Origin of the sequence: Leptospira chreensis (assembly GCF_016919165.1) — a bacterium.
Lineage (GTDB): Bacteria > Spirochaetota > Leptospiria > Leptospirales > Leptospiraceae > Leptospira_A > Leptospira_A chreensis.
This window is the reverse complement of sequence record NZ_JAFFPS010000023.1, coordinates 52,017-77,116: the sequence shown is the minus strand read 5'-3', so window position 1 is coordinate 77,116 and position 25,100 is coordinate 52,017. Positions and strand designations below refer to the sequence as shown.

General features: G+C 39.7%; 23 protein-coding genes and 1 pseudogene. 11 read left to right on the top strand and 13 right to left on the bottom strand.

The features are described 5' to 3' along the window. Positions 1-58 precede the first annotated feature (58 nt). From JWG41_RS07065 to JWG41_RS07055, 3 genes are read right to left on the bottom strand one after another with little or no spacing between them, the layout of a single operon-like run. A complete protein-coding gene (locus JWG41_RS07065; protein WP_135749842.1) occupies positions 59-730 on the bottom strand; it encodes a response regulator transcription factor in 672 nt (223 codons plus the stop codon). Between the two features lie 11 nt (positions 731-741). Then, positions 742-2,139: an NAD(P)(+) transhydrogenase (Re/Si-specific) subunit beta gene (locus JWG41_RS07060; protein ID WP_205269225.1), complete on the bottom strand. Its 1,398-nt coding sequence runs from the start codon at positions 2,137-2,139 to the stop codon at positions 742-744. Continuing rightward, positions 2,139-2,429 (bottom strand): NAD(P) transhydrogenase subunit alpha part 2, encoded by a 291-nt coding sequence (locus JWG41_RS07055; protein WP_039937055.1) that lies wholly within the window; start codon positions 2,427-2,429, stop codon positions 2,139-2,141. Before JWG41_RS07055 ends, JWG41_RS07060 begins: the two co-directional genes overlap by 1 nt. A gap of 449 nt (positions 2,430-2,878) precedes the next feature. On the opposite strand from JWG41_RS07055, the gene JWG41_RS07050 reads away from it, so the two are divergent. Then, positions 2,879-4,591 carry a hypothetical protein gene (locus JWG41_RS07050; RefSeq protein WP_205269224.1) on the top strand — a complete coding sequence of 571 codons (1,713 nt, stop codon included), beginning with the start codon at positions 2,879-2,881 and terminating at the stop codon, positions 4,589-4,591. A 26-nt stretch (positions 4,592-4,617) separates the two neighbouring features. On the opposite strand, the gene JWG41_RS07045 is transcribed toward JWG41_RS07050, so the two are convergent. From JWG41_RS07045 to purF, 7 genes are all read right to left on the bottom strand, one after another. After that, a complete protein-coding gene (locus JWG41_RS07045; RefSeq protein ID WP_205269223.1) occupies positions 4,618-5,745 on the bottom strand; it encodes a DUF1574 family protein in 1,128 nt (375 codons plus the stop codon). Between the two features lie 10 nt (positions 5,746-5,755). Further along, a complete protein-coding gene (locus JWG41_RS07040) occupies positions 5,756-7,138 on the bottom strand; it encodes an MBOAT family O-acyltransferase (RefSeq protein ID WP_205269222.1) in 1,383 nt (460 codons plus the stop codon). A gap of 61 nt (positions 7,139-7,199) precedes the next feature. Next, the gene (locus JWG41_RS07035; RefSeq protein WP_205269221.1) at positions 7,200-7,832 is read right to left on the bottom strand and encodes an SGNH/GDSL hydrolase family protein; all 633 of its coding nucleotides are present in this window, start codon (positions 7,830-7,832) and stop codon (positions 7,200-7,202) included. Positions 7,833-7,851: 19 nt separating this feature from the next. Continuing rightward, a complete protein-coding gene (locus tag JWG41_RS07030; protein WP_205269220.1) occupies positions 7,852-9,231 on the bottom strand; it encodes an SBBP repeat-containing protein in 1,380 nt (459 codons plus the stop codon). 57 nt (positions 9,232-9,288) lie between these two features. Beyond that, positions 9,289-10,008, bottom strand: coding sequence for a 7-cyano-7-deazaguanine synthase QueC (queC, locus tag JWG41_RS07025; protein ID WP_205269219.1), 720 nt, complete (start codon positions 10,006-10,008; stop codon positions 9,289-9,291). A gap of 9 nt (positions 10,009-10,017) precedes the next feature. Next, on the bottom strand, positions 10,018-10,389 hold the full coding sequence (gene queD, locus JWG41_RS07020; protein ID WP_205269218.1) for a 6-carboxytetrahydropterin synthase QueD: 372 nt from the start codon (positions 10,387-10,389) through the stop codon (positions 10,018-10,020). Continuing rightward, entirely contained in the window at positions 10,389-11,816 is a 1,428-nt protein-coding gene (gene purF / locus JWG41_RS07015; protein ID WP_205269217.1) for an amidophosphoribosyltransferase, read from the bottom strand. The genes queD and purF overlap by 1 nt, the downstream gene beginning before the upstream one ends. Before the next feature lie 41 nt (positions 11,817-11,857). On the opposite strand from purF, the gene JWG41_RS07010 reads away from it, so the two are divergent. The 7 genes and pseudogenes from JWG41_RS07010 to JWG41_RS20915 form a co-directional block, all read left to right on the top strand. Next, positions 11,858-13,072 carry a ribonuclease D gene (locus JWG41_RS07010; protein ID WP_205269216.1) on the top strand — a complete coding sequence of 405 codons (1,215 nt, stop codon included), beginning with the start codon at positions 11,858-11,860 and terminating at the stop codon, positions 13,070-13,072. 1 nt (position 13,073) lies between these two features. After that, entirely contained in the window at positions 13,074-13,694 is a 621-nt protein-coding gene (locus JWG41_RS07005; RefSeq protein WP_205269215.1) for an NUDIX hydrolase, read from the top strand. A gap of 89 nt (positions 13,695-13,783) precedes the next feature. Next, on the top strand, positions 13,784-14,815 hold the full coding sequence (locus JWG41_RS07000; protein ID WP_232373820.1) for a vWA domain-containing protein: 1,032 nt from the start codon (positions 13,784-13,786) through the stop codon (positions 14,813-14,815). A gap of 74 nt (positions 14,816-14,889) precedes the next feature. Further along, positions 14,890-15,351, top strand: a complete 462-nt coding sequence (locus JWG41_RS06995) for a tetratricopeptide repeat protein (RefSeq protein WP_232373817.1) — start codon at positions 14,890-14,892, stop codon at positions 15,349-15,351. 78 nt (positions 15,352-15,429) lie between these two features. Then, a complete protein-coding gene (locus JWG41_RS06990) occupies positions 15,430-16,641 on the top strand; it encodes a Crp/Fnr family transcriptional regulator (RefSeq protein WP_205269212.1) in 1,212 nt (403 codons plus the stop codon). A 48-nt stretch (positions 16,642-16,689) separates the two neighbouring features. Then, on the top strand, positions 16,690-16,995 hold the full coding sequence (locus JWG41_RS06985) for an STAS domain-containing protein (RefSeq protein ID WP_002972217.1): 306 nt from the start codon (positions 16,690-16,692) through the stop codon (positions 16,993-16,995). A gap of 368 nt (positions 16,996-17,363) precedes the next feature. Further along, positions 17,364-17,777: pseudogene (locus JWG41_RS20915) on the top strand (adenylate/guanylate cyclase domain-containing protein); the annotation flags it as partial. Positions 17,778-17,818: 41 nt separating this feature from the next. Here JWG41_RS20915 and gmd read toward each other — a convergent pair. After that, on the bottom strand, positions 17,819-18,835 hold the full coding sequence (gene gmd, locus JWG41_RS06975; protein ID WP_205269211.1) for a GDP-mannose 4,6-dehydratase: 1,017 nt from the start codon (positions 18,833-18,835) through the stop codon (positions 17,819-17,821). 146 nt (positions 18,836-18,981) lie between these two features. Between gmd and JWG41_RS06970 the strand changes: the two genes are divergently transcribed. Continuing rightward, complete coding sequence (locus JWG41_RS06970) at positions 18,982-20,289, top strand: porin (RefSeq protein WP_205269210.1); 1,308 nt, start codon at positions 18,982-18,984, stop codon at positions 20,287-20,289. A gap of 1 nt (position 20,290) precedes the next feature. Next, entirely contained in the window at positions 20,291-20,821 is a 531-nt protein-coding gene (locus JWG41_RS06965) for a hypothetical protein (protein ID WP_205269209.1), read from the top strand. Here the strand turns inward: JWG41_RS06965 and JWG41_RS06960 are convergent. Continuing rightward, positions 20,818-22,104 carry a DUF1501 domain-containing protein gene (locus tag JWG41_RS06960; RefSeq protein ID WP_205269208.1) on the bottom strand — a complete coding sequence of 429 codons (1,287 nt, stop codon included), beginning with the start codon at positions 22,102-22,104 and terminating at the stop codon, positions 20,818-20,820. The genes JWG41_RS06965 and JWG41_RS06960 overlap by 4 nt on opposite strands. A gap of 9 nt (positions 22,105-22,113) precedes the next feature. After that, on the bottom strand, positions 22,114-23,952 hold the full coding sequence (locus JWG41_RS06955; protein WP_205269207.1) for a DUF1553 domain-containing protein: 1,839 nt from the start codon (positions 23,950-23,952) through the stop codon (positions 22,114-22,116). A gap of 76 nt (positions 23,953-24,028) precedes the next feature. Here JWG41_RS06955 and JWG41_RS06950 point away from each other — a divergent pair, with 76 nt between their 5' ends. Further along, a complete protein-coding gene (locus JWG41_RS06950) occupies positions 24,029-25,099 on the top strand; it encodes a zinc ribbon domain-containing protein (protein WP_205269206.1) in 1,071 nt (356 codons plus the stop codon). Position 25,100 lies beyond the last annotated feature (1 nt).

Sequence of the window (25,100 nt, the reverse complement as noted above, 5' to 3'; positions counted from 1 at the left end):
AAATTAGAATCTGGATCTTAAATTTCAGATTCTAACTTTCGAGATATTGAATTTAAAATTAAGAAACGACGATGTCTGTTTTGGTTTGGGTATATTTCCATTCTACAGCCACGCGGATTAACTTTTCGTTTTCCGTAATGCTGAGTTTGGATTTGATCCGAGACCTTAAGGTTTCAATGGTAGAAGGTGCAAGGCCCATATTGGCTGCAATTTCCTTCACCGGCATACCTTCCCCAATCATCAGAAACACTTCCAATTCACGATTGGAGAGTCTGTCGATAGGATCTTTTTCGTCTTTTTGAGAGGCCCTGTACAAATGTCCGAGCAGTCTTGTGGCTTGTGAGGAACTTACAAAATAATCACCTTTCAAAACTGTGTGGATGGCTTCGACAATTTGTGTGGTTGTGTCTTCTTTGAAAACATATCCCATCGCACCTAATTTAAAGGCACGATCCACAAATGTATCATCCGTCAACATACTGATAATGATGACGGCGATATTTGGAAAAGTTGTTCTTAGACGTTTGAGTAACTGCAAACCATTTTGGTTTTGTTTGAGTTGGATATCAATTAAGACCAAACTAGGTTGCAGTTTTTCTATATCATTAAATGATTTTTCAATGTTATCCGCACTCCCGATGCACTCTAAATCTTCCGATTTAGCTATTAAGTTTTGTAGTGCATCTACTACAAGAGGGTGGTCATCAACGATATAGACTTGTTTCTTCATATTTTCCGGCTCTAAGATTCTTTTAAAGCTGCGATCATCTCTTGCGTTGCTTTTTTACCATCACCAAACAACATCAAACAGTTGTCAGCAATGAAGAGTGGGTTAGGCACTCCAGCAAATCCAGGACTCAAGGAACGTTTGATCACAACTACCGTTTTTGCATTTCCAACATCCAAAATCGGCATACCGGCAATCGGTGATTTTGGATCTGTTTTTGCAAGTGGGTTAGTGACATCATTCGCACCATTGACTATCACAACATCAACATTTTCGAAAGTACTATTGATCTCGTCCATCTCTTTCAATCGATCATAAGGAATATCTGCTTCAGCAAGTAAAACGTTCATATGACCAGGCATACGACCTGCAACTGGATGGATTGCAAATGTTACATCGATTCCACGAGCTGTAAGAAGTTGGTATAAATCACGAACAGTATGTTGCGCTTGCGCTACAGCCATACCATAACCAGGGACAATCACTACACTTCTTGCTACATCTAAGAGCATCGCAACTTCATCAGCACTGGTTGATTTGATTTTACCAGAGTAAAAATCGCCATCATCTTTCATTTCTGTAGCGACAGCCCCGAATCCTCCGAAGAGAACATTCGTCAAACTACGATTCATCGCTTTACACATGATTTGTGTTAGAATGATTCCAGAAGCACCAACAAGGGAACCGGAAATAATAAGAACATTATTATTAAGAACAAATCCTGTTGCGGAAGCTGCAATTCCCGAATAAGAGTTGAGAAGGGAAATCACAACCGGCATATCCGCCCCACCAATTGGAATCACAAGGAAAATACCAAGAAGTAAACTCACACCACTTAAAATCCAATAAATGGATTCATCCGTTGGTTCTAAACATCCATAAACTGCAAGTCCCACTGATGTAAGACCAATTAGGATTTTTACAAGTTGGTCACCTGGATAACGAACTGCTTTTTCTGTAATGAAACCTTGTAACTTACCAAAGGCGATAAAACTTCCAGAGAAGGTGATTCCTCCAACAATAGCAGAGAAAACTATGGAAACAATCTCTTGGTAGTTGACCACAGTGGCATACTTAGGAATGGAAAGTTGTAATGCGGCACCGGCAACAAAAACGGATGCAATTCCACCAAATCCATTGAGGACAGCTACGAGTTGTGGCATTGCTGTCATTTGGATTTTAATCGCTAAGATAATACCAATCACCGATCCAATTAGGACTCCGATAATGATCCAATCGTAAGTTAAGATGGCTTGGTCGAATAATGTTGCAACAACGGCAATGAGCATACCCAAGGCACCGAGTAAGTTTCCTCTGGTTGCTGTTTTTGGATGAGCTAATTGTTTGATTCCAACAATGAAAAGTATGGAAGCAACGAGATACGTTAGGTTAAGAATGCTGATTAGTTCCATTATTTAGGCGTATCCTTTTTCTTAAACATTCCAAGCATTCTGTGAGTTACGAGAAACCCACCCACTACGTTGATCGTAGCGAAAATAACAGAGAGAAGACCCAAAATTTTGGTGATGTTACTTTCTTGGATTCCGGCAGCATAGAGGGCACCGATTAAGGTAATGCCGGAAATGGCGTTGGAACCCGACATAAGCGGGGTGTGGAGGATGGGAGGGATTTTTGTGATGATTTCAAATCCCACGAAGATCGCTAAAACGAAAATCGTGACGGCTGTAACAAATATTTCCATAAACTAGTAGTAGTTATGGAAAAATTGGCCATTTTGGAAACAAAATTTTCGGGAATTTTGCCCAAACTAGGGCCTGATCCTAGCTTTCAAACGGGCTTTCCAGAGAAATGAATTTGATTTTTAGATCCAAAAATGGAATCGAAACAGCAGTTTCCGCTCTATCCGGGCAAAGACTTCCTCTAGGGGCCATGACAAAACCGCGATTCCCCCTCTCGGGCCGATCTTCCCTCTAAAATCGAAGTAGGATCGCGCAAAAAAACTTCCTTTGAAAGAAAATAACATAAATTAAACGAAACAAAACAGAGGTTACACTACGGGATGTGCAAGCACATCAAAAATTCTTTGTGTGGAACAATAGAAACTTTTCCATTCCCCAAACACCAAGGATTTGTTAGCTTTTTGTTTTGACAAATCCATAGGAACCACTATCCTTTTTAGTGGTTCCCATCATGAGATTCTACCTCTTCCTAATTCTTCTCCTCTGTAATTGCCAAGTCAGTTGGTACCACACACGTGTTTCACCTGGTTCTGATACAGAACTTCCCATTTCTCAGGGACCAAATCTCTTAAGTGAACCGGGAACCTCTTGTTTTTTTTCCATAATGAAGTTTCAAGAATCAGGTTCTGCCAATGAACATGCACCCGAGAATTTATCCTTTGTCGATCCGCAATTTATAGAAAATATCCGAACCAATCTAAAAATAAAAAATACAAATGCAAGGCATATCAAACAAATTCATGGAATTCCAAAGGACTGGCCTTACATCAAAGAATTAGAGTCCTTTCGTACAAATAAGTCCTTCGAAAGATTCAAACAAATTCAAAGTTTGACGGCAGATACCAAAGATAAACAGACTTTACTTAAGTATGCAGAAATCATTGATGCAGATACATTTCTCTACACAGGTGATCTTTCACTCCTTTATCATAATATAGAAAACTGTGATACATACTATAATCTATATTATGTAAGAAGGGAAAAAGACAATTATAACCTTATATTGTTTTTAGTATCCCTTGGTATCATCCCCACAGTGAATTATGAAAACCATTATTACAGTGTGTTTAAAAGAAATTCTATTGAAACAAAACCGACGCTGACCACATATAAATTTGGATACAGAAGGTTAATCACTTGGATTCTTTGGCCTACATTTAATATTTTTAATGAAGTAGAAAATTATAACAAAGATTATCGATTTGTTGATCATACGAAAGATCAGTTTTTGGCATCCCTAGAAAATAAAAATAGCCAACCTTTACCTATCAAACGACTGAATCCAGTATATGGTGATGTGCTCGGAGGAACTTATTCTTCTGATTCCGATTTATTCAAAACACAAATTCCCGTGGATAAACGTTTTGCTGTGGTTCGTGATGCGAAAAAAAATGTTAGTTTTTTTGATCCCATCCATGGGCTTTTTAAAATCCAAGCCATCAACGTGAATCAAAAAATACATTCGGATATTATCACTGATGGGATTGAAAAAACTCTAAAAACTTTTATTACTACAAACCTCATAGATAAAATAAAGAAAAAATATCCTAAGTCTGGAATCATCCATGAAATTTATTCTCCCGAATATCGAGATGGAACTTATACTTTTACTTTAGAAGTGGCAAAACCGGAACCAGGGAAAGATCAGTTTAAAAAAGAATACTTTGTTTTCTCTTGTTTCAAATCCCAAAGTCAGATTTATATTCTATCTAGAAGTTTGCCGAATGAAACAAGTCCAGAAGCCTTACCTAAGTTAGCAGAGACAAATATTTTAGATTTTTATCCTCAAGTTAGATTCCAGTCTAAATACATAGAACCAAAACCACTCGACTTAGATATTGCTATGAATGAGGGAAAGAAAAAGTCTAAGAACGATAATGATGAGGATGATGACGACGAAGACGAGGATGATGAAGAAGAAGGGGAAGAACTTGCCGGAGGTGGTGGTGGCGGGGGTGGTTCTAGTGCAGAAATTGACCTGGGAGGATTATTCTCCCTTTTAAAAGAAAGGACTCACATCCCCAAAGGGAAAATGGATATCAAACCAGGACGTTTCCAATTCAACAATGCTCGTTTCAATGCACCGAAAATGAACAATTCTAAGTTTCATTTTAAACCTAGCCGAACCAAAAACTTTTCCAGTCCTGGAAAATGGAGACGGTAAACTTTAGGTAACGGCTATATTATTTATTACTTAGGAATGTTTAAAAGAATGGAAGTCATCTCTGGCATACAACGTCCCGATAAATGAGCCGCATCCTGAAAGTAGTCACAATGGATTTTTCCTTCATCATTTAAATCAACAAATCTTGCAGAAGTTTTATCGGCCAGCGACTGTATCTTTGATTTCCAAGATGGATAAAAAGCAGAGGTTGCATAAAAGTCGGTTAAATTCTTGTGAACTTTCGGAATCCATAAAACCACAGGAATTTTTTCCTTTTTGCAACGATCGATAATCTTATTTAGAAAAACTAAATTGTTTTCATTAAATGAAAAGTTTCCATAAAATTCATTTTTGAGTACATCAACAATCATAACCGTCTTTAAATATGTATCCGTATCATTCGCTGGTTTTAAGTAGAAATCATTAAAACTATCGGGTGCGTAAGGTAATTCTTTTCGGTTCGATTCTGTATCAAATATATTCGCAAATGGATCTGCAGTCATAGCACCAGAAGGCATAAAATTCTTTAACATCTCTGCATTTTTATCTTTAGCTCCAAATACATTTGCAGAAATTGCTTTCGCAGAAATTTTATATCGGCTTAAACTGAATAAACGAGAAAAGAAATAATCCTTTGCAAAGTCAGAAGGTAGATCATTAAAATATCGAATCGCAAATTCAACAGGCATTCCTTCTAACAACGTGATATTGTAATAACGATTGTTTTTATTAAAAGAAAATGCAGAGACTTCCAAAAAGACAGTATCTGGTTTGTAATTTTGATCCATCAATTGATTGAATCGAGTAAAATAGATGAGTGGATTCGAACCTGGTGCGGCAAATCCAAAGAATTTATAGTCATCTAAACCTTTTTTCTGTTTTTCACTGATAAACTCAGAATGCCAGTTATAATCTGCAGTTGCATATTGATAAAAAATAAAAGAACGTGAAGTTCCAAAAGCCCAAACCTTTTTTTTATCTTTGTATTTAACATCGTCAAGATATGTAGAAGAACTGTTATTAAACGTTTCTATGTAAGGATTACCAAGGTTTTCGCTAGTTAATAAATTTCTTACAGAAGGTATTAACATAATTTTATCTAAACCGAAAAGGATTAGAAGTAATATCAGTACCCTAAATTTTTTAAGTTTCATTGAAGTATTCCTAAAATTGAAAGTAAATGAATTGTGCCGAATTCGAAGCCAGAGTTAAAACCAATACACCACATAATATGGCTAGACCTGGTAATAATACCTTTCTGTATTCAAACTTCAAACTGACTCGAGACTGAAAATACTCGTATGTATGTAATAGAAATCCAATAGCGATGAGTCTTACTAACTTGGGAGTTTCGGGTAGTCTCGTTCCTGCTTGAGAAACTAAATTTTTAAAGATAGATAGTATATCATGAATGTGTTCGATTCTAAAAAAGATCCAAGCCAAACATACAAGATGGAAAACAACTAAACCTTTAATAATTTGAACATAGAGTTTTTGGTTTTTAGATTGATTGCCGACAAACACCCTTTCTACAACCAAATAAAGTCCATGCAGTGCTCCCCAGACGAGAAAAGTATAATTTGCACCATGCCAGAGACCACCAAGAATCATTGTGATTAGTAAATTAAAATAAGTTCTAAAATTTCCATATCGATTTCCACCTAACGCAATATACAAATAATCACGCAACCATTGTGAAAGTGTGATATGCCATCTTTGCCAAAATTCTTTTAAGGAAGTAGAAAAATAAGGAGCATTGAAGTTAACAGGGATATCATATCCTAATAGTAAAGCTAATCCTCTAGCAATATCACAGTAACCGGAAAAGTCACAATAGATTTGAATTGCGAAACCATAGATTGATACTAAAGCACTGAATGTATCATAACTTTCAGGATGACTAAAAAAAGGCTCAATGACTGGAGAAATATTATCGGCAATGATAACCTTTTTTAACACACCAAGTAAGATTAAGTATCCACCTGCATTATAAGGCAGTTCCAAAAATCTTTTTTTACTATGTAATTGTTTGAAGAAATCTGTATGTCTCATAATCGGTCCAGCAATCAACTGCGGGAAAAACATGATGAATATTGTGAAATCTTCTAACGTAACTTTGGATTGAATTTTTCCTCTGTAAACATCGATCTGAAAAGCTAATATTTGGAATGTATAGAAACTGATAGCAAGTGGTAGTATGATATTGGGAAGGTTTGTTGTTATTTCTGCAACCTGTTGAAACCCAAAAATATCGGTAACAATATTGATCAGAAAGTAGAAATACTTAAAAAATATTAAATTCAACATATTGAAAATAACAACGAGTGTTATAGTTGTTTTATTGAATTTATAGTTAGAGTAATGATAAAATAAAAAGTTAACTAATACGATGAAGAGAAAGTGAAGTAAAAAAAACACATCCCAATATCCGTAAAAGATCAACGATCCCAGAAGGATTGTTAGTTTCTGAAATCGGGAGTTTAACTGCCAATAAATGGTGTATAAAAAAACAAAAAAAAGAACGAATACTAATGAATTAAATAACACTTCAAATATCCCAATGATTGGTTAATTGTTCCCATCCCTTTGGGAATGTAAATACATTTTATCATCTAGGTAGATAATCAAGCCATGGAATTTTTGTCCGAAAATGCTCCAAGGTTAATTTAGACATTTTACTGTACCCAATATCTGTTAGATGGCCGCCATCCAGAAGATCTGATTTTTTAATGTAATTCTCTGAGTCGATACGAGGAACAGTTACGATACTTTCCTTCATAGATTTGTTTATTTTTAGAACTGCTTCCGAAGGCCAAGGAAATTCGACATACCAAGTATTTAAAACTAACACATGTTCGCATTTTTCCAGTAATAAAGATATCGATTGTAACTGATTTGTAATTGTATTACGGATTTCGAAATCTTGCGGTGAAAAATTCCCTAAATAATCATTTACACCGCCATTGTATAGACAAGCTGTATAACGTGACTTATCATTTTTTACCACTTCTAGAATGTCAGACGATGTGCGCAGCGGAAATGCATTTTTAATGATTACAAAAGGTTTTAACTGTGTCTCAGCAGGCCAAAGGGCCATAACACTATCACCAAACATTCCCAATGTTGGAGTCAGGAATGCAAATAAGACCTCGTGATTGGTTTTTTGTTTATGATCGCAATGAATGATAAAAAAAGAAGCCACAAGATAAACCAGTCTTTTGAGTAAAAAGAAATCATTCATAAACAAACTTGTTATTCTTTCATTTATACTGCATCAAAAAAGCATCATAGGTCCCTTGTTTGGTTTGACCGTCTATATTGCCGTTTGTAAATCCTGAAAAATATAAAGTTCCATATCTATCTGAAGATATCCCTCTTCCGTAAAGTGTGGAACCACTACTTCCTGAATTGCGAGTCCAAATTAAATTCCCGTTTCCGTCATATTTTGATAAGTAAGTATCTTGCGCCCCAATACGAGTGACACCGTTTACATTACCCGTAGTATTCCCTGTAGTATACACATGAAATGCATTGTCAGCAAAAACTTGGACTCCATTGGTTTCGGTAGTACCACCTCCTCCCAAAAGACGAGTCCATAGTTTATCACCCCTTATACTATACTTAGTGAGTACTTGCACGGTGTTTCCTTCTTTGGTTTGACCATCTAAATTACCGCTGGTATCTCCCGTAACATAAACTGATCCTTTTTTATCCACCGACAATGCTTTTATATTTGTAGAGATCGTTCCTCCAGGCATTCCCAAAAATTGAACCCACTGAGGGACACCATTGGTATTAAAAGCAATTAAATAGGAATCCAAAAGACCACCCGGTAGTCCATTCCCTAAAAAAGTTCCTGCTCCAGAAAGTTGCCCAACTAACAAAATATTTCGAGAGAAAGGATCATACTGAACTTGGTATCCATAAGAGCTTGGCCCACCGTTGTCGATAAGCTTCTTCCAAACATAATCTCCATTACGGTTATACTTAAAGAGAAACGTATTTCTTCCGCCAGCAGCTACTTCTTCGTCAATCAGTTGCTCTTCAGTGTTACCTGTAATGTAAACATTTCCTTCTCCATCAGTGGTAACACCAGATCCTAAGGTCTCACTTCCAGTAGGAAAGATTCTTGTCCATAAAACAGCTCCGGAAGGGGTGAGTTTGATGAGTAGGCTTCCTGAACCACTAGCTGGAAGCTCATTGAAAGGACCTCCAGAGGAACCAATAATATAGAGATCACCAAATATATCAATATGGGCCAATTCTGAATACGTAGTTGCCGCTCCCGTACTTCCCATCTGTTTGAGCCAAATCGTATTTCCTTCACGATCGTATTTTGCTATATAAAGATCGGTACCAGAAGAGGATATCTTTGTTTGTCCTAGTAAAGCTCCATCAGTAGTACCTACGGAATAAATATACCCATATCTTTCGGCTATCGTAGATTGCGAATAGGTTTGAACTCCCCCAGTCTGCCCGAGTAGTCTTGTCCATTCTTTGACACCTTGGTTGTCTTGTGGGATTTCGAAACATTCCTTATTTTCCAAAAATGCATCGGTGCTTAGATCCGAAGGGTTGTTAAACGATAAGGCTTTACATTGCAATGCCATCAAAAAGATGAGAGGTAATATATTTCGCATTCGCATAGAAAATCCTATAATCTAAAGATTAAGAAATTTTTAAATACTCACATTAATTCACCCTAGAGAGGGATCTGTCATTCCTAATTCTGCAAATCCTTTGTTTCGAAGCAAACAAGAGTCACATTTCCCACAGGGTTTCCCCTTAATAGGGTCATAACAAGAATGCGTTAGGTGAAGTGGAGCCCCAACATGGATTCCTAGTTCGATAATTTCTTTTTTGTTTAAATGTAAAAGTGGAGTTTTGATTTGGATGGAATCACCATCTTCACTCACACCTTTTTTGGTTCCGAGATTTGCCATCTTCTGAAAGGATTCGATAAACTCAGGCCGGCAATCCGGATACCCCGAATAATCCAATGCGTTCACTCCAATATAGATGGAGTCAAACCCATGCCCTTCTGCTAAAGACAAAGCAAAAGATAAAAATAGAATATTTCTTCCAGGAACATAGGTATTCGGAATTTCCTTTTCTTCACCGCTCAAAAGGTTTTTTGCATTCTTTCTCACCTTGATTTTTTTTTCGGTGAGAGAACTTCCTAGAAAAAAACCGGGATCCAATTTTTGAGTCACGTGTTTGATTCCCAAAAGTTTTGCGATTTTTTTACTTTTGATCAGTTCAATTTTATGTTTTTGGGAATAATCAAAAGATAAAGCAAGTAATGGTAACTTTTTATTTTTAGGATATCCGTAATCTTTTGCTGCTATGTACAAACAAGTGGTCGAATCTAGACCACCTGACAAAAGTACAATGGCACCCGTAGACTTGGTAGTCATAGAAAAAACCTATTTTGGTCCTCTATAAACACAAGAACTGGTACAAGTTTCGTATAATGTAATTTTATCGAGGAGCGGTAGTTTTGGTTTTAGTTGGTTCCAGAGCCAAACGGCAATATTTTCGCTCGTTGGGTTCTGAAGTCCTGGAACATCATTTAAAACAAAATGATCCAAATGTTCATCTAAGATGGGTTTTACGATGGATTTCAATTCACCGAAATCCATGATCCAACCCGTATGGGGATCTATTTCCCCTTTGAGATAAACAGCAAACCGAAAGCTATGGCCATGCATTCTTTTGCATTTATGTCCTTCCGGAACATTTGGTAAAAAATGGGCCGCTTCAAAACCAAAGGTTTTGGAAAGTTCAATCTCTTCCATTACTCTTCCGTCGCGTATTCCGTAAACAGTGACTTTTGATTTCCTGCATGGTCTTGGAATTCCACAGGGTAGTTAGAGGTAAAACAAGCATCACAGAACCCACCACCTTTATGTCCTTCCACTGCTTTGTGCATTGTATCCAATGTTAAATAAGCAAGGGAATCCACACGAAGATACTTTTGGATTTCATCGATGCTATGAGTCGATGCGATCAATTCTTTATGGGTAGGAATGTCGATTCCATAATAACAAGGAGACACTGTCGGTGGTGCAGAAACTCTAAAATGAATTTCCTTAGCACCAGCATTCCGAATCATTTTGATGATTTTACGGCTTGTGGTTCCGCGCATCACCGAGTCATCAATGATCACAACGCGTTTTCCATTTACTACTTCTTTTACCACATTGTATTTGATTTTGGCTCCAAAGTCCCGAATCTTTTGATCCGGTTCAATGAAGGTACGACCAATATAATGGGAACGCACAAGGCCACTTTGGTAAGGAATCCCTGACTCTTCGCTGTATCCAAGTGCTGCAATATTGGCAGAATCGGGAACAGGAATGATGACATCGGCTTCTACAGGCATGACGCGCGCTAGTTGACGACCGAGGGATTTTCTTACTTTGTAAACAGATTCTTCAAAGATATAAGAATCAGGTCTTGCAAAGTAGATATATTCAAAAATACAAAGACTTGGTTTTGCTTTTGGAAACGGATAGAGAGAACGCACCCCAGTATGGTCAATCACAACCATTTCACCTGGTTCCACATCACGCACATATTCTGTTTCCGTAATGTCGAAGGCGCAAGTTTCGGAAGCGAACACAATGGCCCCATCCGAACGTTTTCCCATCACGAGTGGACGGAAACCATTGGGATCCCGAACAGCAATTAGGTATCTAGGAGTTAAAACTAACAGAGAGTAGGCACCGCGAACTTGAGAGAGTGACTCACAGAGTGCCTCTAACAAATCCGTTTTATGGCTTTTTGCCATAAGGTGGACAATGACTTCCGAATCGATGGTGGTCTGGAAGATAGATCCGTCTCTTTCGAGGCGATTTCTGATATCCCAAGAGTTCACCAGGTTTCCGTTGTGTGCCAGAGCCACAGGACCTAAGTGGGATTCCACGCGGATGGGCTGAGCATTTCGTAAAAAACTCGCTCCCGTTGTGGAATACCGGTTGTGGCCAATGGCCGCATCACCAATGAGCTCTTTGATCTTCGGTTGAGTGAAGATATTTGCCACGAGACCCATATTGGCATACCGGTATAAGTGGGAACCATCGGTTGTGACGATCCCACTGGACTCCTGGCCTCGGTGTTGCATTGAGTACAAACCTAGGTAGGTAAAATTAGCAGCTTCCTTGCTATTGTAGATGCCGAATATGGCACATTCTTCTTTTGGTTTGTCAGATTGGAGAATCATTGTTAGAATGACAATTGCAGTATTTCCAAAATCCCAATTAGATGCAAATCAATTCCAACTATATTCTCGTTGATACGGCAAAAGCTTTGGATTTGGCTCTGATCAATCTCAGACAGTCCAAAATCATGTCAATCGACACCGAGTCCTCCGGTTATTACACGTACTATCCCAAAGTTTGTCTCATTCAGATCAATTCCAATGGCAAAAATTACCTGATTGACCCCCTAAAAATCACAAATTTGTCAGCTTTGGGTCCTTTGTTCGAAGATGCGAACATTCTCAAAATCTTCCACTCCGCACAAGATGACATCAAAGCCTTAAAAAGAGACTTTGGGTTCAAGTTTGTGAACACGGCAGATACAATGATCAGTTCTCGTTTGTTGTCATTAGAACAAAGTTCATTGTCACATGTTGTGGAACATTACCATAAAGTTACGCTTTCTAAAGTAGAACAGAAGTCTAACTGGGAAATTCGTCCTCTTCAAAAACAACAACTCAAGTATGCAGCATTAGACACTGCGTATTTAGAATCCATTTGGTTAAAGATGGAAGAAGAACTCAAACGCAGAACTCTTTATGATGAAGCAAAATCCGAATTTGAATTTATCGCTTCTGAAGAGTATATAGCCAAAGAAGGAGAAGGATTCTCCCTTGGAAAATTTCCTGACATTCTTAATTTTACTCCACTAGAAAGAAGAAAGATATTAGAACTCCTTCGTTATCGTGATGAAAAAGCAAAACGAATCAACAAAGCAAGTTTTAGAGTTTTTAATAACGATCGTTTGTCACAAGCCGTCAAAGGACATCCTAACGAAGAAAAATGTGTGGAATGGTTTGGCAAAAAAGATGGAACAGAAATCTTCAAACTACTCGTTGCTGAATACAGTGATCCTATCGATACATCGGAACTTTCAAAACGTCATGGCGAAGATCTTAACGAAGACGAAAATCATAAATTCGAAAACGCGAAGAAATGGCGACTTCGTATTATGCGTGCTAGACGGATGGAACACTCACTCCTTCCTTCAAACAAACAACTGATTGTCATTTTACGTGCAGCACCTAAAGATTTAGAGGAACTAAAAGCATTACATGTTTTCTCAGATTGGAAGGTGCAAAACTATGGGCCGAGTTTACTTGCTGCCATCCAAGGATTGTCTTTCGATTCGATGATCAACCGTTTGGTGGCCATAAGATCCAAAGAAGCATTTGTTGCCAAACGAAGGAAAAATCAAAACTCAAAAGACGAGGGTTGATGTGTTACCCTACCAATCCTTTGTCGAAAAACTATCTAAGGACTTCGACGAAATTCCCGACACACCAGAAATCAAATCTGGTGTGATCTTTCCTCTCTTTGGATCCAAAGAATCTGCAGAAGGAATCATCCTCACCGAACGTTCCAAACATCTAAAATCCCATCCAGGCCAAATCTCCTTTCCGGGAGGAGTGAAAGAAGAAGAAGACCCGAACCTCCTTGTCACAGCCCTTCGGGAATGGGAAGAAGAGATGGGAGTCCACCGTTCTACACTCCATGTTCTTGGAAAATTAGAAGGACTTCATACCAGGACCGGTTTCCATATCACCCCGTTTTTAGCCACTTACGAAGGTGATTTTGCTTTTTACCACAATACGGCCGAAGTGGACCGGGTCATCCTTCTCCCCTTTTCTGACCTTTGGACAAAACCTTTTTATGCCATTCAAATCCCCGGCCGCGATCATTTTGCTTATTACTTTGATCTGGGTGATGGCCTTCTTTGGGGTGCCACCTGCGAAATGATTCTGCGTTTCCTACGAGAACATTCTAACTTTGATCGAACTCCCCTTCTCGTAAAACCAAACCTGGCCAAACCGCCTTATTTAGACCCCAAATCCCTCTAAGGTCAAATTCAGTTTTCGCCGATGTTGTACAGGTGCGGAACCAAAAAGAAAATCTAAGGCGACTTCTTTCCCATTTCGTTCTGCCGCTTTTGAGTTATTTTCTTTTACTTGTATTCACTCCCCTTCCAGCCCAAGTCCAACCTAACAAAAGATATGTGTTCATACTCGATGCCAGTGGTTCCATGTCGGAAAAATGGGATGGAAAAACGCGAATGGCCGTTGCCAAAGAAAAATTATTACAAGTTCTCGGTGGATTGCCCAAGGATGTGAGTGTGGGACTTGTTGCCTACGGAAACCGAATTGCCGGTTGTACTTCCGCTCGTTTGTATCATCCCATCCAACGAGGTGCCGCCTCCGTTGTGAGCCAAAAAATATCCTCCATTGTTCCTGCAGGATCCACACCCATTGCACAAACCTTAAATGTGGTGGGAGAATATCTTTTGAATGAAATCCAAGAAACAGAAATTATATTTATTTCGGATGGAGTGGAAAGCTGTGATGGAGATCCCAAAGCTGTCCTCTACCAATTAAAACAATCGGGAAAAAAATTCCGATTACAAGTCCTTGGCATTGATATTGATCCGAAGGGAGAAGAAGATCTCAAACGACTTTCAATCCTGGGGGATGGCAATTATTATCCTTTGAAACGTCCAGAAGACTATGATTCTTCTTTCAAACGGATCTTTTATGCACAAGATCCAGAACCGGTGGTCCTTTCACATTCCGAATCACAAGGCCCTCTCCCTACACAGAACCAAATCAAAATTCTAAACATCCTGCCCTATGAAGATGGTTCGGAATCGGGATACATTCTAAACTATGAATACTCGGCGAAGACCAATACTTCCTATATGATCCAATTGTATCTTTACCCCGCAGAGGAAAAGTTACGCAGTTTTCCCGTTCCCCCTCTCCGGGAGAGAAGGATGGGGGACCTTTCCAAACACCAAATTGCATTCCAATTGGGACCGGAAGGAAAGGGGCGTTTTGTCTTCCCCCTTCCGAAAGGAAAACGAATGCGAGCCTCCGCAGAACTCTGGGATCTGACAGGAATTCCCAAAATTCTTGCCCTCTCGGAAGAAAAACCCGTTCACGAGAATCCAAGTTCTGACCGAAACTGAGAGTAATGAGACAGAATTCTACAGTTTGGCAGTTATGGAAACGGGCCCTTTTCGCCCTAGGAATCCTTATTTCTATGGGAATTCTTCCTATTACGGCCGACCGTTCCGTAAGCCAAGTTTTCGCCAATGAACGAACCAAACAAGGCGACCTTCTCTACCAAAAAGCGAAAGAATTTTTGGAAGACCGAAACCACTGGCAATCCGTGGAATCCTGTAAAAGCTTTTTAATCCTCTATCCAAACCATCCGAGAACCCGAGAAGTAAGAAAAACTTTGAGTTCCAACTACCGAATGACGGGAGATATTTTGGCTCTTGCCGAAAACGAACTCAAAATTTATAAAGAATTTCCCAATACGGAAGAAGGTCTCGAATCCTACTTAATTTCTGGGAAAGCCTATGTCCGAATGGGTCGGGAAGACAAAGCCCATCAGATTTTTCAGGACATTATCAAAAATACGTATTCTAGTAAAATTGCGCAAGAAGCGGAATTAGAACTGACTCAGATGGAATTTTTAGGAGAGAGTAAAAATAAGTAAATTTTACGAAAATATTGCCCTAGGGATCTCCGATAATAAACTAGGCACGTTGAGCAAAAAGGGTTCAGAGATTTAAGAATGTCGTTTTTTCAAATGGTTACTTTCCCGGCGAACTCCTACATCATTGTAGAGGGGAAAAAGGATGCGAACAATTTCTATATCATCCGTGAGGGTAAAGTACGTGTCACTCGTGAGACTGCTGTTGTCGGAGAAGATCCCAACCAAGTTTTAGGACCTGGTGACTTTTTCGGCGTTGTTGCTGCCATGAGCCAACACCCGCAGATCGAATCCGCTACCTCACTCACAAATGTTTCGTTAATTTCCGTCAGTTATGACCAATTTGGAACCTTAATCCAAAAGTCTACTGCCGTTGCGATGAATATCATTCGTTTCTTCTCCATGAAGTTACGCCAATTTGATACCACCATCACCCGATTGTCCTTTAGAAATGCAGTCGAAGAAGATCCAAACGAACTTTTTAAAATTGGTGAATACTACTTTCAACAGCAAAATACATCACATGCAACTTTTGCTTACCAAAGTTATTTAAAACACCTTCCAAACGGACAGTTTGTACCTCAGGCCAAACTACGTTTACAGACCATAAACCAAGCCTTTCAAGCGGCTCCGATCGATTACAACAAATTCAATCGAAACTATAAAGATAGTGAGATGATCTTTTGTGAACACGAACCGGGTAAGGAATTATTCATTCTACAAAGTGGAAAGGTTAAAATTTCCAAAATCGTGAATCAAAACGAAGTGATGCTCGCGGTTCTCCAAGCGGGAGATATCTTCGGCGAGATGGCGATTCTCGACAACAAACCTCGTTCTGCTTCTGCTGTGGCAGCAGGTGACGTAGAACTACTTGCGATCAACAAAGCCAACTTTGAAGGAATGGTGAAAGCCCAACCGCAACTAGCAACAAGGCTGATTACTTTACTTTCCGAAAGGATTTGGATCGCTTATAAACAATTAGCAAATCTACTTCTAAAAGATCCGCAAGGCCGTATCGTTGATACCCTAATGACTCTCGCAGAAAAAAACAGAATCAAAGTGGCTCCCAAACAAGCTTACAATTTTGAAATTGGAACCAAAGACCTTCTCAAGATGGTCGGCCTCACCGATCCAAAAGACGAACTCATCATTTCTGATATCATGAAGAATAATAAATTTATTCGTATGGATCTCGGAAAAATTGTTTGTTCGGACATGGCAGAGCTGGAAAAACTCGTCCAATTCTATCATAAAAAGGCTAACATGGAGAATAAGCTCAAGAAGCTGAAATAACTTCTTGCCAACTTTCCCCTCCTGACTTACGTTAGAGGCCAACGAAATATGAGTGATAAGATACTAGTGGAAGAAAAGGGAAACACGATCCGTGTTCGTTTTATGGATCAGATTCTCGACGGAAATGCGCCAGAACTCCGAGAAATTTTGGCGGAAATTTTAGAAAAGAACGTTCAAGAAATCTATTTGGATTTGGAAAAAGTGGTGATTGTTAGTTCTCTCGGGATCTCACGTTTACTTTCTTTCAAAAACAAAGCAGATGAAAAGAAAATGACAGTGAAGATTGTCAACATCCAAGAAAAACTAAAAGAAACTTTGAAGAAGTTGATGTTAGATCAGTTTTTCGGCCTCTAAACCAATCTAGTTTTTCATTTTTTAAATCTTAAACCAAATCGGAATCATTCGCCTCCTTACTGGAGGTGGTTCTGATCAGGTTACAAATTCATTCCCACACACTAATTTTGAGTCATAACAATTTGAATTGATTTTCCAATAGATCCATTCTTAATTTTGCGTTATGTCAAAACGCATTTAAAAAATCCTAAACCGGTTACAACTTGTCCATCTTACCAAAGGTCTGAATGATGAAAGTGCTCGTGCTTTGCGAGTGAATGCCACTTTCCAAAGTATTATGATTTTTATTCCGACTCTATTACTACCAATCATCTATTTTACAGAGCCGCCGGAAACTCACTTAACCTCGTTTATATTTTATGTAAAGTGTGTTAGCAGCGCTCGAAATCCAAGCATTTATGAACCAAATGAAGGAAATCAAAGAAGCACAAGGCCTGCCCTATTGGCAACTCCGACTCGGAATTCATTCGGGAGAACTCATTGCAGGCGTGATTGGAGATAAAAAATTTGCTTACGATGTTTGGAGTGATACAGTCAATACTGCCAGTCGGTGCGAATCTTCAGGAATGACAGGAAAAATCAATATTTCCTCATCCACCTATGATCTGATAAAAGATTTTTTCCAATGTGAATATAGAGGGGAAGTTCCTGCAAAACACAAAGGAAATATTAAAATGTATTTTGTAGAAGGACTCCTTCCCGAATTACAAAGGGAAGGCCATCCTCAAATTCCAAACCAAGAGTTTGTGAATCGATACAAATCTCTTGGAAACAATTCCTAAGATAGGATTCCATATCTTAGGAAAAAGTTTTTGATGGGAGTTTAAAAACCTTGGTCCTTTAAGTCAGCTTCCATCATGATTTTTACTAACTCTTTGAACTTAACATTTGGTTCCCAACCTAACTGACGTTTTGCTTTTTCTGGATTCCCAATCAAAAGCTCCACTTCGGTTGGTCTGTAGTATTTAGGATCAATTTTCACAAGAACTTGGCCGGATTTTTTGTCCTTGCCCACTTCCTTGTCGTCCTTTCCTTCCCAAACTACTTCGTAACCAGCAATTTTATAAGACTCTTCGATGAACTCACGTACAGTATGTGTTTCATTGGTAGCAACAACATAGTCATCTGCTTTGTCTTGTTGCAACATCATCCACATCATTTGAACATAGTCCGGAGCGTAACCCCAGTCACGTTTAGAATCAATATTTCCCATCGTGATGAAGGGAAGTTTTCCCGCTTTGACAGCAGAAACACCAAGTGTGATTTTTCTAGTCACAAATGTTTCTCCCCGTCTAGGAGATTCATGATTAAAAAGAATTCCATTAGATGCGTGCAAATCGTACGCTTCTCTATAATTCACTACAGCCCAGTATGCATAAAGTTTCGCAACAGCATAAGGGGAACGAGGATAAAATGGAGTTTTTTCTGTTTGAGGAACTTCTTGGACAAGGCCGTAAAGTTCGGAAGTAGATGCTTGGTAGAAACGAGATTTGATCCCCGTTTGTTTGATGGCATCTAAAATCCGCAAGGTTCCCACGGCATCCACCTCAGCGGTGTATTCAGGAACCTCGAAAGAAACCTGCACATGGGACTGGGCCGCCAAGTTATAGATTTCCGAAGGTTGGATTTTTTCTAAGATTCGGTTTAGGTTAGAGGAATCTGTCATATCTCCGTAGTGAAGGTGGAGATTGGGGTTTCCGTGCAGATGTTCAATGCGATTGCGATTGAAAAGGCTGGTTCTGCGAACGATTCCGTGGACTTCGTACCCTTTTTGGAGGAGGAGTTCTGCCAGGTAGGAACCGTCTTGGCCTGTGATTCCGGTAATGAGTGCTTTTTTCATAGATCAGAGATCAGTATTTTTAGTTTCTTTGGTAAGAAAAGGAAAAATGAGTCGGAAAAGGCAAATATTCCTAAAAAGTCGAAGCAATTTCTTTTTAACTTTCCTAATTCATTCTGATAATAACAATCATTCCAAAAATTACAGATATGTTACACAAAATTCCACATCAATTCCATGCGGTATTCCTACTTTGGTGTATCTATATCCTCCCATTCGCTCTGGGAGCCCAAGAAAAACCAGAGACGAAGGTCGAATCCAATTCCAATACGACAGCTCCAACAAACCCACAGACCACACCGGCTCCGCCAGTGGTGGCACCACCGGAAAATAAATCCAATTGGGAAACAGGCCTCGGAAAAGGAATTAAGGCCACCTCGAACGACAGCAAACATAACATCCAACTCCGATTTCGGTCCCAAATCCAAGGAAACCAAAGTTTCCAATTAGATCCTTCTCAGGACACAACCAATTTCCTTGTCCGCAGAACTCGATTGCAACTCAAAGCAGGGTTATTCAACGATACTTGGCTTGTGAATTTACAAATGGGATTTGCAGAACGAGATATGGAAAGCCAAAGACGGAATTCCTTACGTGATGCGAACATTGTGTACAATCAATATCGGGATGTAAAAGTCGCCTTTGGCCAAATGAAGGTTCCTTTTAGTCGTCAACGTTGGAATTCTTCTGGAGCTTTACAAACAGTAGACCGGTCTTCGGTCACTGCCGAGTTTAACTTAGATCGGGATGTAGGAACCTATCTATTTTCCGAAGATCTATTAGGCAACAAACGTATGTTTGCTTACTATTTAGGTGTTTTTGGCGGACAAGGTAGAAACCGCGTGGAAAGACAAACCCCTGGTGTATTGACAGTTGCCAGGTTTGTATTTTCTCCGTTCGGGGGAATGTCAAAAACTGGATCGGATAACGATTGGTTATCAGAAACAGATTTTGCAAGATACAAAGAACCAAAATTATCCATCGGTGTTTCTGGTGCTTATAATAAAAACTCTGACAGATCCTTAAGTACCCATGGAACAGAATTTACTTTTGCCAAATTCAACTATAGCCATGCGGCAGGAGATATTTATTTCAAATGGATGGGTTTCTCTTTTCAATATGAATGGTTGTGGCGACGAGCAAACACCGCTTATGTGGAAAGAACTGTGGGAACCGCACTTTCTCGCGAATATTCTAGAAGTGGACAGGGACATTTTGTCCAATTCGGATATTTATTTATCAATAATTATGAACTTACTTTTCGATTTGGAGAGTTTCGGCCTTTGGGAGAAACCGATCCTAGTTTGAAGTATTCGCGGGAAGTGGGAGGAGCGCTCTCCTATTACTTTGCGGAACACAATTTGAAATGGCAAACGGATTATTTTTATTATACAGGAACTCCCACAGCAGCTGAAGGGGACCATGTGGTTCGAACTCAAATACAGGTATTCTACTAAAATGAAGCCAAATTTAAAAACCACCATCATTTTACTTTTGTTAGCTTGTATTTTATTTACTCATTGTAAAGCACAAAGAGATGATAAAAAACAAGAAACACAAAACCAATGCCTAAAAACTATGTATCTGGCGAGTATCAATGCCGGAAGGCCTGGTTTTAGTGGTACATTTCAATTGTTAGGATCTTGCTCCGCATCTTCTAACTATTCCCCATCTTGTTTTGAACATTATGCGATCGCAAAAGAAGAGATCAATTGTGCTCCTCCCTATACAAGAGCCTCAGTGAAATGTTCCGTTCAAAATTTGGTTGGAGTTTGTCGTTACCAACCCAATGGCGATACAACCAAGGTCAATACTGTTGTTTATGTGAAACCAAATGACAGTTATGAATCTGCCATTGCCAATTGCCAAAGTTATGGGGCAGGCGCCATTTTTACCGAAACCTATTTAAATCCCGGTGACAGAGCAACATCTATGGATGCCACCCTCACCAGTGCTTATCTTTGTATAGAAAAAGCAGAAAAAAACTAAAACAAATCTTCATACACTTTGGCTTTCTTCGTCGTTAATAGAAAAGGACGGCCAAAGGAATTGGTGAGAGAAGCGTCGGGATCCACACCTGCCGCTTTGTAAATAGTAGCCACCAAATCCCGGACATGCAGGGCTTCTGTTGGTTTTAAGGCTTTTGATCCTGTTTCGTCTGTTTCTCCCAAAACATAACCTTTGGAAAAAGGGCCACCCCCCAGTAAGGTTGACCAAACTTTGGGATGGTGGTCACGACCATCTCTTGATCCCACATCCGGGGTTCTGCCAAATTCACTGGTAAGAACAAATAACGTCTGTTTGATGAGACCTGTATTGTTTAAATCTTCTAAAAGAGATGCAATCCCCATATCCGTTTCTTTCATAATTTTTGTAATTTGTGCTTTGTTACCGGTATGAGTATCCCAACCACCGATGGAAATATGGATGAAGGGAACTTCCTGGGCCGCCAGTCGTTTGGCAAGTAACATCGCTTTTCCCTGCCAAGTGGTCCCGTATCGTGCCCTAGTTTTTTCATCTTCCAAACTGATCCGAAAACTATCGATGTTTTTGGAACTTCGAAATTCTTCGGAAGCCACAAGCATATTCTTCCAATGTTTGGACTCCTTTGTGGGATAGGTTTTGGAAAATTCCTCATTCATAAAAGAAACCAAATCCTTTCTTCTAAGGATCCGGTCTTCGGAAAACTTTCCATAAGATGGATTCAAATGTTGGATGGGTTCATCCACATTGCCCACATGGTAACCCGAATAATCGATTCCTAAAAATCCAGAGTTTCCGTTTTTTCCACCCCTACCCCCAATCGTCACATAACTAGGGAAATACGATGATTTGATCTTTGATTTTTTGGCATAAGCAATCACAGCACCAAAATGGGGAATGTCAGGAAAGCCCATGGCTTCTGTCATTCGGTATCCAGTTCCGAGTAACATTTGAGCAAAACCATGGTCCCCTTCCTCACTCCATGTAGATCGAATGATTCCAATCGTATGCAATTGTTTGGCGGTGAGAGAAAATGGTTCGAGGACAGAAAGTCCTGAGATACTAGAACTCACCTTTCCAAAAGCACTATTGGGTTTGGGATCGAGAGTGTCTACATGGCTCATCCCTCCCATCATTTCGATAAAGATAACTGACTTTACTTTAGAAGGAAGGGCGATCGACTCCTCTTCTTCCGAAGCATGTAAACTACCAAAAGGATTGGAAGAAAACAAAAAGGGGCTGATCCCCAAACTAATCATTGATTTTTTTAAAAATTCTTTGCGATCCATGATGATTCCTTAGTTAATGTGTTGGAATTCTTGGCTATTGATAAGAGCCCAGAAAATATCTTGGAGAAGGTCTTTGTCAAAAACGTTATCTGGTTTTGCCATTAGAGTTTTTAATTTTCCCTTTTCTCCATTCGAAGGAAGCCGTCCGAGAAGCCGGTAGTACAAATTCCCAATGACTAAATCCATGGATTTCAACTGATCAAACTCTAGTTTGACTAGGGAATCTTTGTTTCCAAAATCCCAAACTAATTTCCCAACCACCCGGCCATTCATCAGTGTTAACATCTGTTCTATGGTAAGTTCATCAATATCATCAGAAATATCCACTCGCGGACCAGAACCAAACACAGACAACATGGTATGATAGGGTGCCGGTCTTTCCACTTCGACTGCGTTTGTGAATTCTTTTGGACTGTCCACAGGGATTCGCACAGAACCCGTACCGGTTAGATCGTAAGGTTTTTGGCCCATAAGAGTTGTGAGCCAAGATAAATTCCGTTCTCGGATATTACCGATCTTTTGTAAGTCAGAGACACGAATGAGTGAGTTTAGCAGTTGGTCACTGTCCAAACGTTTCGGCGAAAAATAACGAATGGGATCTTGGTCGGTTGTGTTACTTGTGAGAGATCGATTGTAAGCATTGGAGGTAACGATATACAGAATGAGATCTTTTAGTTTGAGCTGGTTTGCGAGAAAATAAGCATCCAAATGATTTAAAATCTCTTCTCCTGTAACCACCGTGTCTTCATTCCAATCATCTAAAGGAGTGAAAAAACTCCAACCCATGAGTTCTGTCCAAACTCGATTGATGATGACTTTGCGAAACCGGTCATTCGATTTATCAGTGAGCCAATTGGCAAAGGCCTTCCTTCGGTCGTCCCCAGGTTTGAGTTTGGCTTCTTTCCCATCTAAAAATTTGGGCCGAACCAAATCTCCACCGGGGGCATCATCTGTATGCGGAAACCTTAAACCGAGTTTTGGTTCGTAGTATAACGTTGCATATGCGACTTCATGTTTTTTTTGGTAATCTTTTCTTTGTTCTTCCGTCCATTTGTTCCAGTTGTCCCGGTTCCATTCGTTATTTTTATCTTGTAAGGTCTTTTGGTCTTCCATCGGAAGATGGACTTCCAATTCACGAGGCACATAACTAAAGGTCTTTCCATACCGATTGGCTTCCCAAGTTCCATCCCGAAAGAATTGTTGGCTAAAGAAGGCGGCGAGTGCATAATAATCCCTTCTTGTAAAATCAGAAATGTAAGGATGGTCATGGCACCTAGCACAGGCAACTCGCTTAGCATAAAAAAGCCGACCCACATACTCTGCTGTTTGTAAAGGATCGGCCCCGTCTCGAATATAAAACATCGTGGCCGGAGATTCATTCACCGAGCCACTAGAGTTCAACATCTCTTGTACGAGCTTGTCATAAGGTTTATTTTTATGAAGCGAGTCCGCAATATATTGATAAAAGGCACCTGTGGGAATTTTACGGCCTTTGGATTTATCTCGTAACATGGAGGTAAACTTAGTTCCCCAATATTCGGCAAACTCAGGTTGTTTCAAAAAATTGACTGCAAAGGATTCTAAACGCTCGTCCGGAGAACTAGAATCCCATTCCTTCCAATCTGTCACACTGGGAATCACTCCTCGCAGATGGAGAGACAATCGCCGTAATGAGACCTTACCATCCATCTTTGTTACATTAGGTGATAGTTTTAAATACAAACTATCTAATGGATGAACTGCATTCTGTTTTGACCGAGAAAAAACATAACCCGCCGAAAGAATGAGAAAGAGAATCGAGAGAATTAAATAACGGAAACTAAGAATTAGATTAAGTACCAATCTCATATCCTAAGGATTCTAGGTTGGATTTTGGGATTTGAAAATATTTTTCTTGCAAAAGTCAATTTTTTGCGGATAAACCTTGGTTGCGATGGCAGAAGAAAAAATCTATGAAATGCTTTGGGACTGCGAATTCTGCGGTTCAAAAAAACTACTCGGTAAAACTCATAGGCATTGTCCCAATTGCGGAGCCACTCAAGATCCGGCCCGTAGATACTTTCCCAATGATGCGGATAAAGTCGCCGTCCAGGATCATATTTACTACGGTGCGGACAAAACTTGTCCTTTTTGCCAAACTGCCAATGGCGCCAAAGCTACTTTCTGTGGAAACTGCGGTGGTTCTCTGGATGGGGCACAAAACGTAAAACTCAGATCCGACCAAGATGGACTTACCGAAGACTCTGTCCAAAAAGCAAAAGAAGACTTAGCCTTCGAAAATTCTGAATTCATCAAACCCCATCCCAAAACACCGAAGTGGGTGCTGTGGTTACTCGGCTCTATCGTATTTGGTGGAATTGGATTTGTTTGTCTCGGAGTTTTATGGACAGAAAAAGTAGAACTCCAAATCACCCATCATGAATGGTCTCGCTCCATTGCCATCGACCAATTCAAACCTGTCTCCGAATCCGAATGGTGTGACTCCATGCCATTGGGTGCGTACAGTGTGTCCAGAAGCCGTCAAATCAGAAGTTATAATAGCATTCCGGATGGAGAGGATTGTCATACAGTTCGTTCGGATCGTGGGGACGGAACTTTTTCCGAAAGTGAAAGTTGTTCCACCAAATACAGACAAGAACCAGTCTATGATGACCATTGCAGTTATCGGATTGATAAGTGGGCTTTTGATCGCAACGCTGTGGCCAAAGGATTTGGAACCACACAAGAACCTTATTGGCCCACGCCACAAATCCGCGAATGTGCAAGCACTTCCCTTGGTTGCGAACGTCTCGGAGCCAAAACAGAAAAGTATATGGTTTATTTTACGGAGTCCAGTGGCGAAACCAAAGGAGAAAAACATGACTGTGAATTTGACCAACCCAAGTGGAAATCACTTCCAGCCAAAGCCCTTTACCAATCAGAAAAAAGTGTAATCTTTAATTACATCACATGTGACACCATACAAACGTTAGAAGACGCTACGACAGAGGAATAAA

Coding starts and splice junctions, on each gene's coding strand:
- JWG41_RS07065 (WP_135749842.1), bottom strand. CDS start 730: ATGAAGAAACAAGTCTATATCGTTGATGACCACCCTCTTGTAGTAGAT.
- JWG41_RS07060 (WP_205269225.1), bottom strand. CDS start 2,139: ATGGAACTAATCAGCATTCTTAACCTAACGTATCTCGTTGCTTCCATA.
- JWG41_RS07055 (WP_039937055.1), bottom strand. CDS start 2,429: ATGGAAATATTTGTTACAGCCGTCACGATTTTCGTTTTAGCGATCTTC.
- JWG41_RS07050 (WP_205269224.1), top strand. CDS start 2,879: ATGAGATTCTACCTCTTCCTAATTCTTCTCCTCTGTAATTGCCAAGTC.
- JWG41_RS07045 (WP_205269223.1), bottom strand. CDS start 5,745: ATGAAACTTAAAAAATTTAGGGTACTGATATTACTTCTAATCCTTTTC.
- JWG41_RS07035 (WP_205269221.1), bottom strand. CDS start 7,832: ATGAATGATTTCTTTTTACTCAAAAGACTGGTTTATCTTGTGGCTTCT.
- JWG41_RS07030 (WP_205269220.1), bottom strand. CDS start 9,231: ATGCGAAATATATTACCTCTCATCTTTTTGATGGCATTGCAATGTAAA.
- queC (WP_205269219.1), bottom strand. CDS start 10,008: ATGACTACCAAGTCTACGGGTGCCATTGTACTTTTGTCAGGTGGTCTA.
- queD (WP_205269218.1), bottom strand. CDS start 10,389: ATGGAAGAGATTGAACTTTCCAAAACCTTTGGTTTTGAAGCGGCCCAT.
- purF (WP_205269217.1), bottom strand. CDS start 11,816: ATGATTCTCCAATCTGACAAACCAAAAGAAGAATGTGCCATATTCGGC.
- JWG41_RS07010 (WP_205269216.1), top strand. CDS start 11,858: ATGCAAATCAATTCCAACTATATTCTCGTTGATACGGCAAAAGCTTTG.
- JWG41_RS06995 (WP_232373817.1), top strand. CDS start 14,890: ATGGGAATTCTTCCTATTACGGCCGACCGTTCCGTAAGCCAAGTTTTC.
- JWG41_RS06990 (WP_205269212.1), top strand. CDS start 15,430: ATGTCGTTTTTTCAAATGGTTACTTTCCCGGCGAACTCCTACATCATT.
- JWG41_RS06985 (WP_002972217.1), top strand. CDS start 16,690: ATGAGTGATAAGATACTAGTGGAAGAAAAGGGAAACACGATCCGTGTT.
- gmd (WP_205269211.1), bottom strand. CDS start 18,835: ATGAAAAAAGCACTCATTACCGGAATCACAGGCCAAGACGGTTCCTAC.
- JWG41_RS06970 (WP_205269210.1), top strand. CDS start 18,982: ATGTTACACAAAATTCCACATCAATTCCATGCGGTATTCCTACTTTGG.
- JWG41_RS06965 (WP_205269209.1), top strand. CDS start 20,291: ATGAAGCCAAATTTAAAAACCACCATCATTTTACTTTTGTTAGCTTGT.
- JWG41_RS06960 (WP_205269208.1), bottom strand. CDS start 22,104: ATGGATCGCAAAGAATTTTTAAAAAAATCAATGATTAGTTTGGGGATC.
- JWG41_RS06955 (WP_205269207.1), bottom strand. CDS start 23,952: ATGAGATTGGTACTTAATCTAATTCTTAGTTTCCGTTATTTAATTCTC.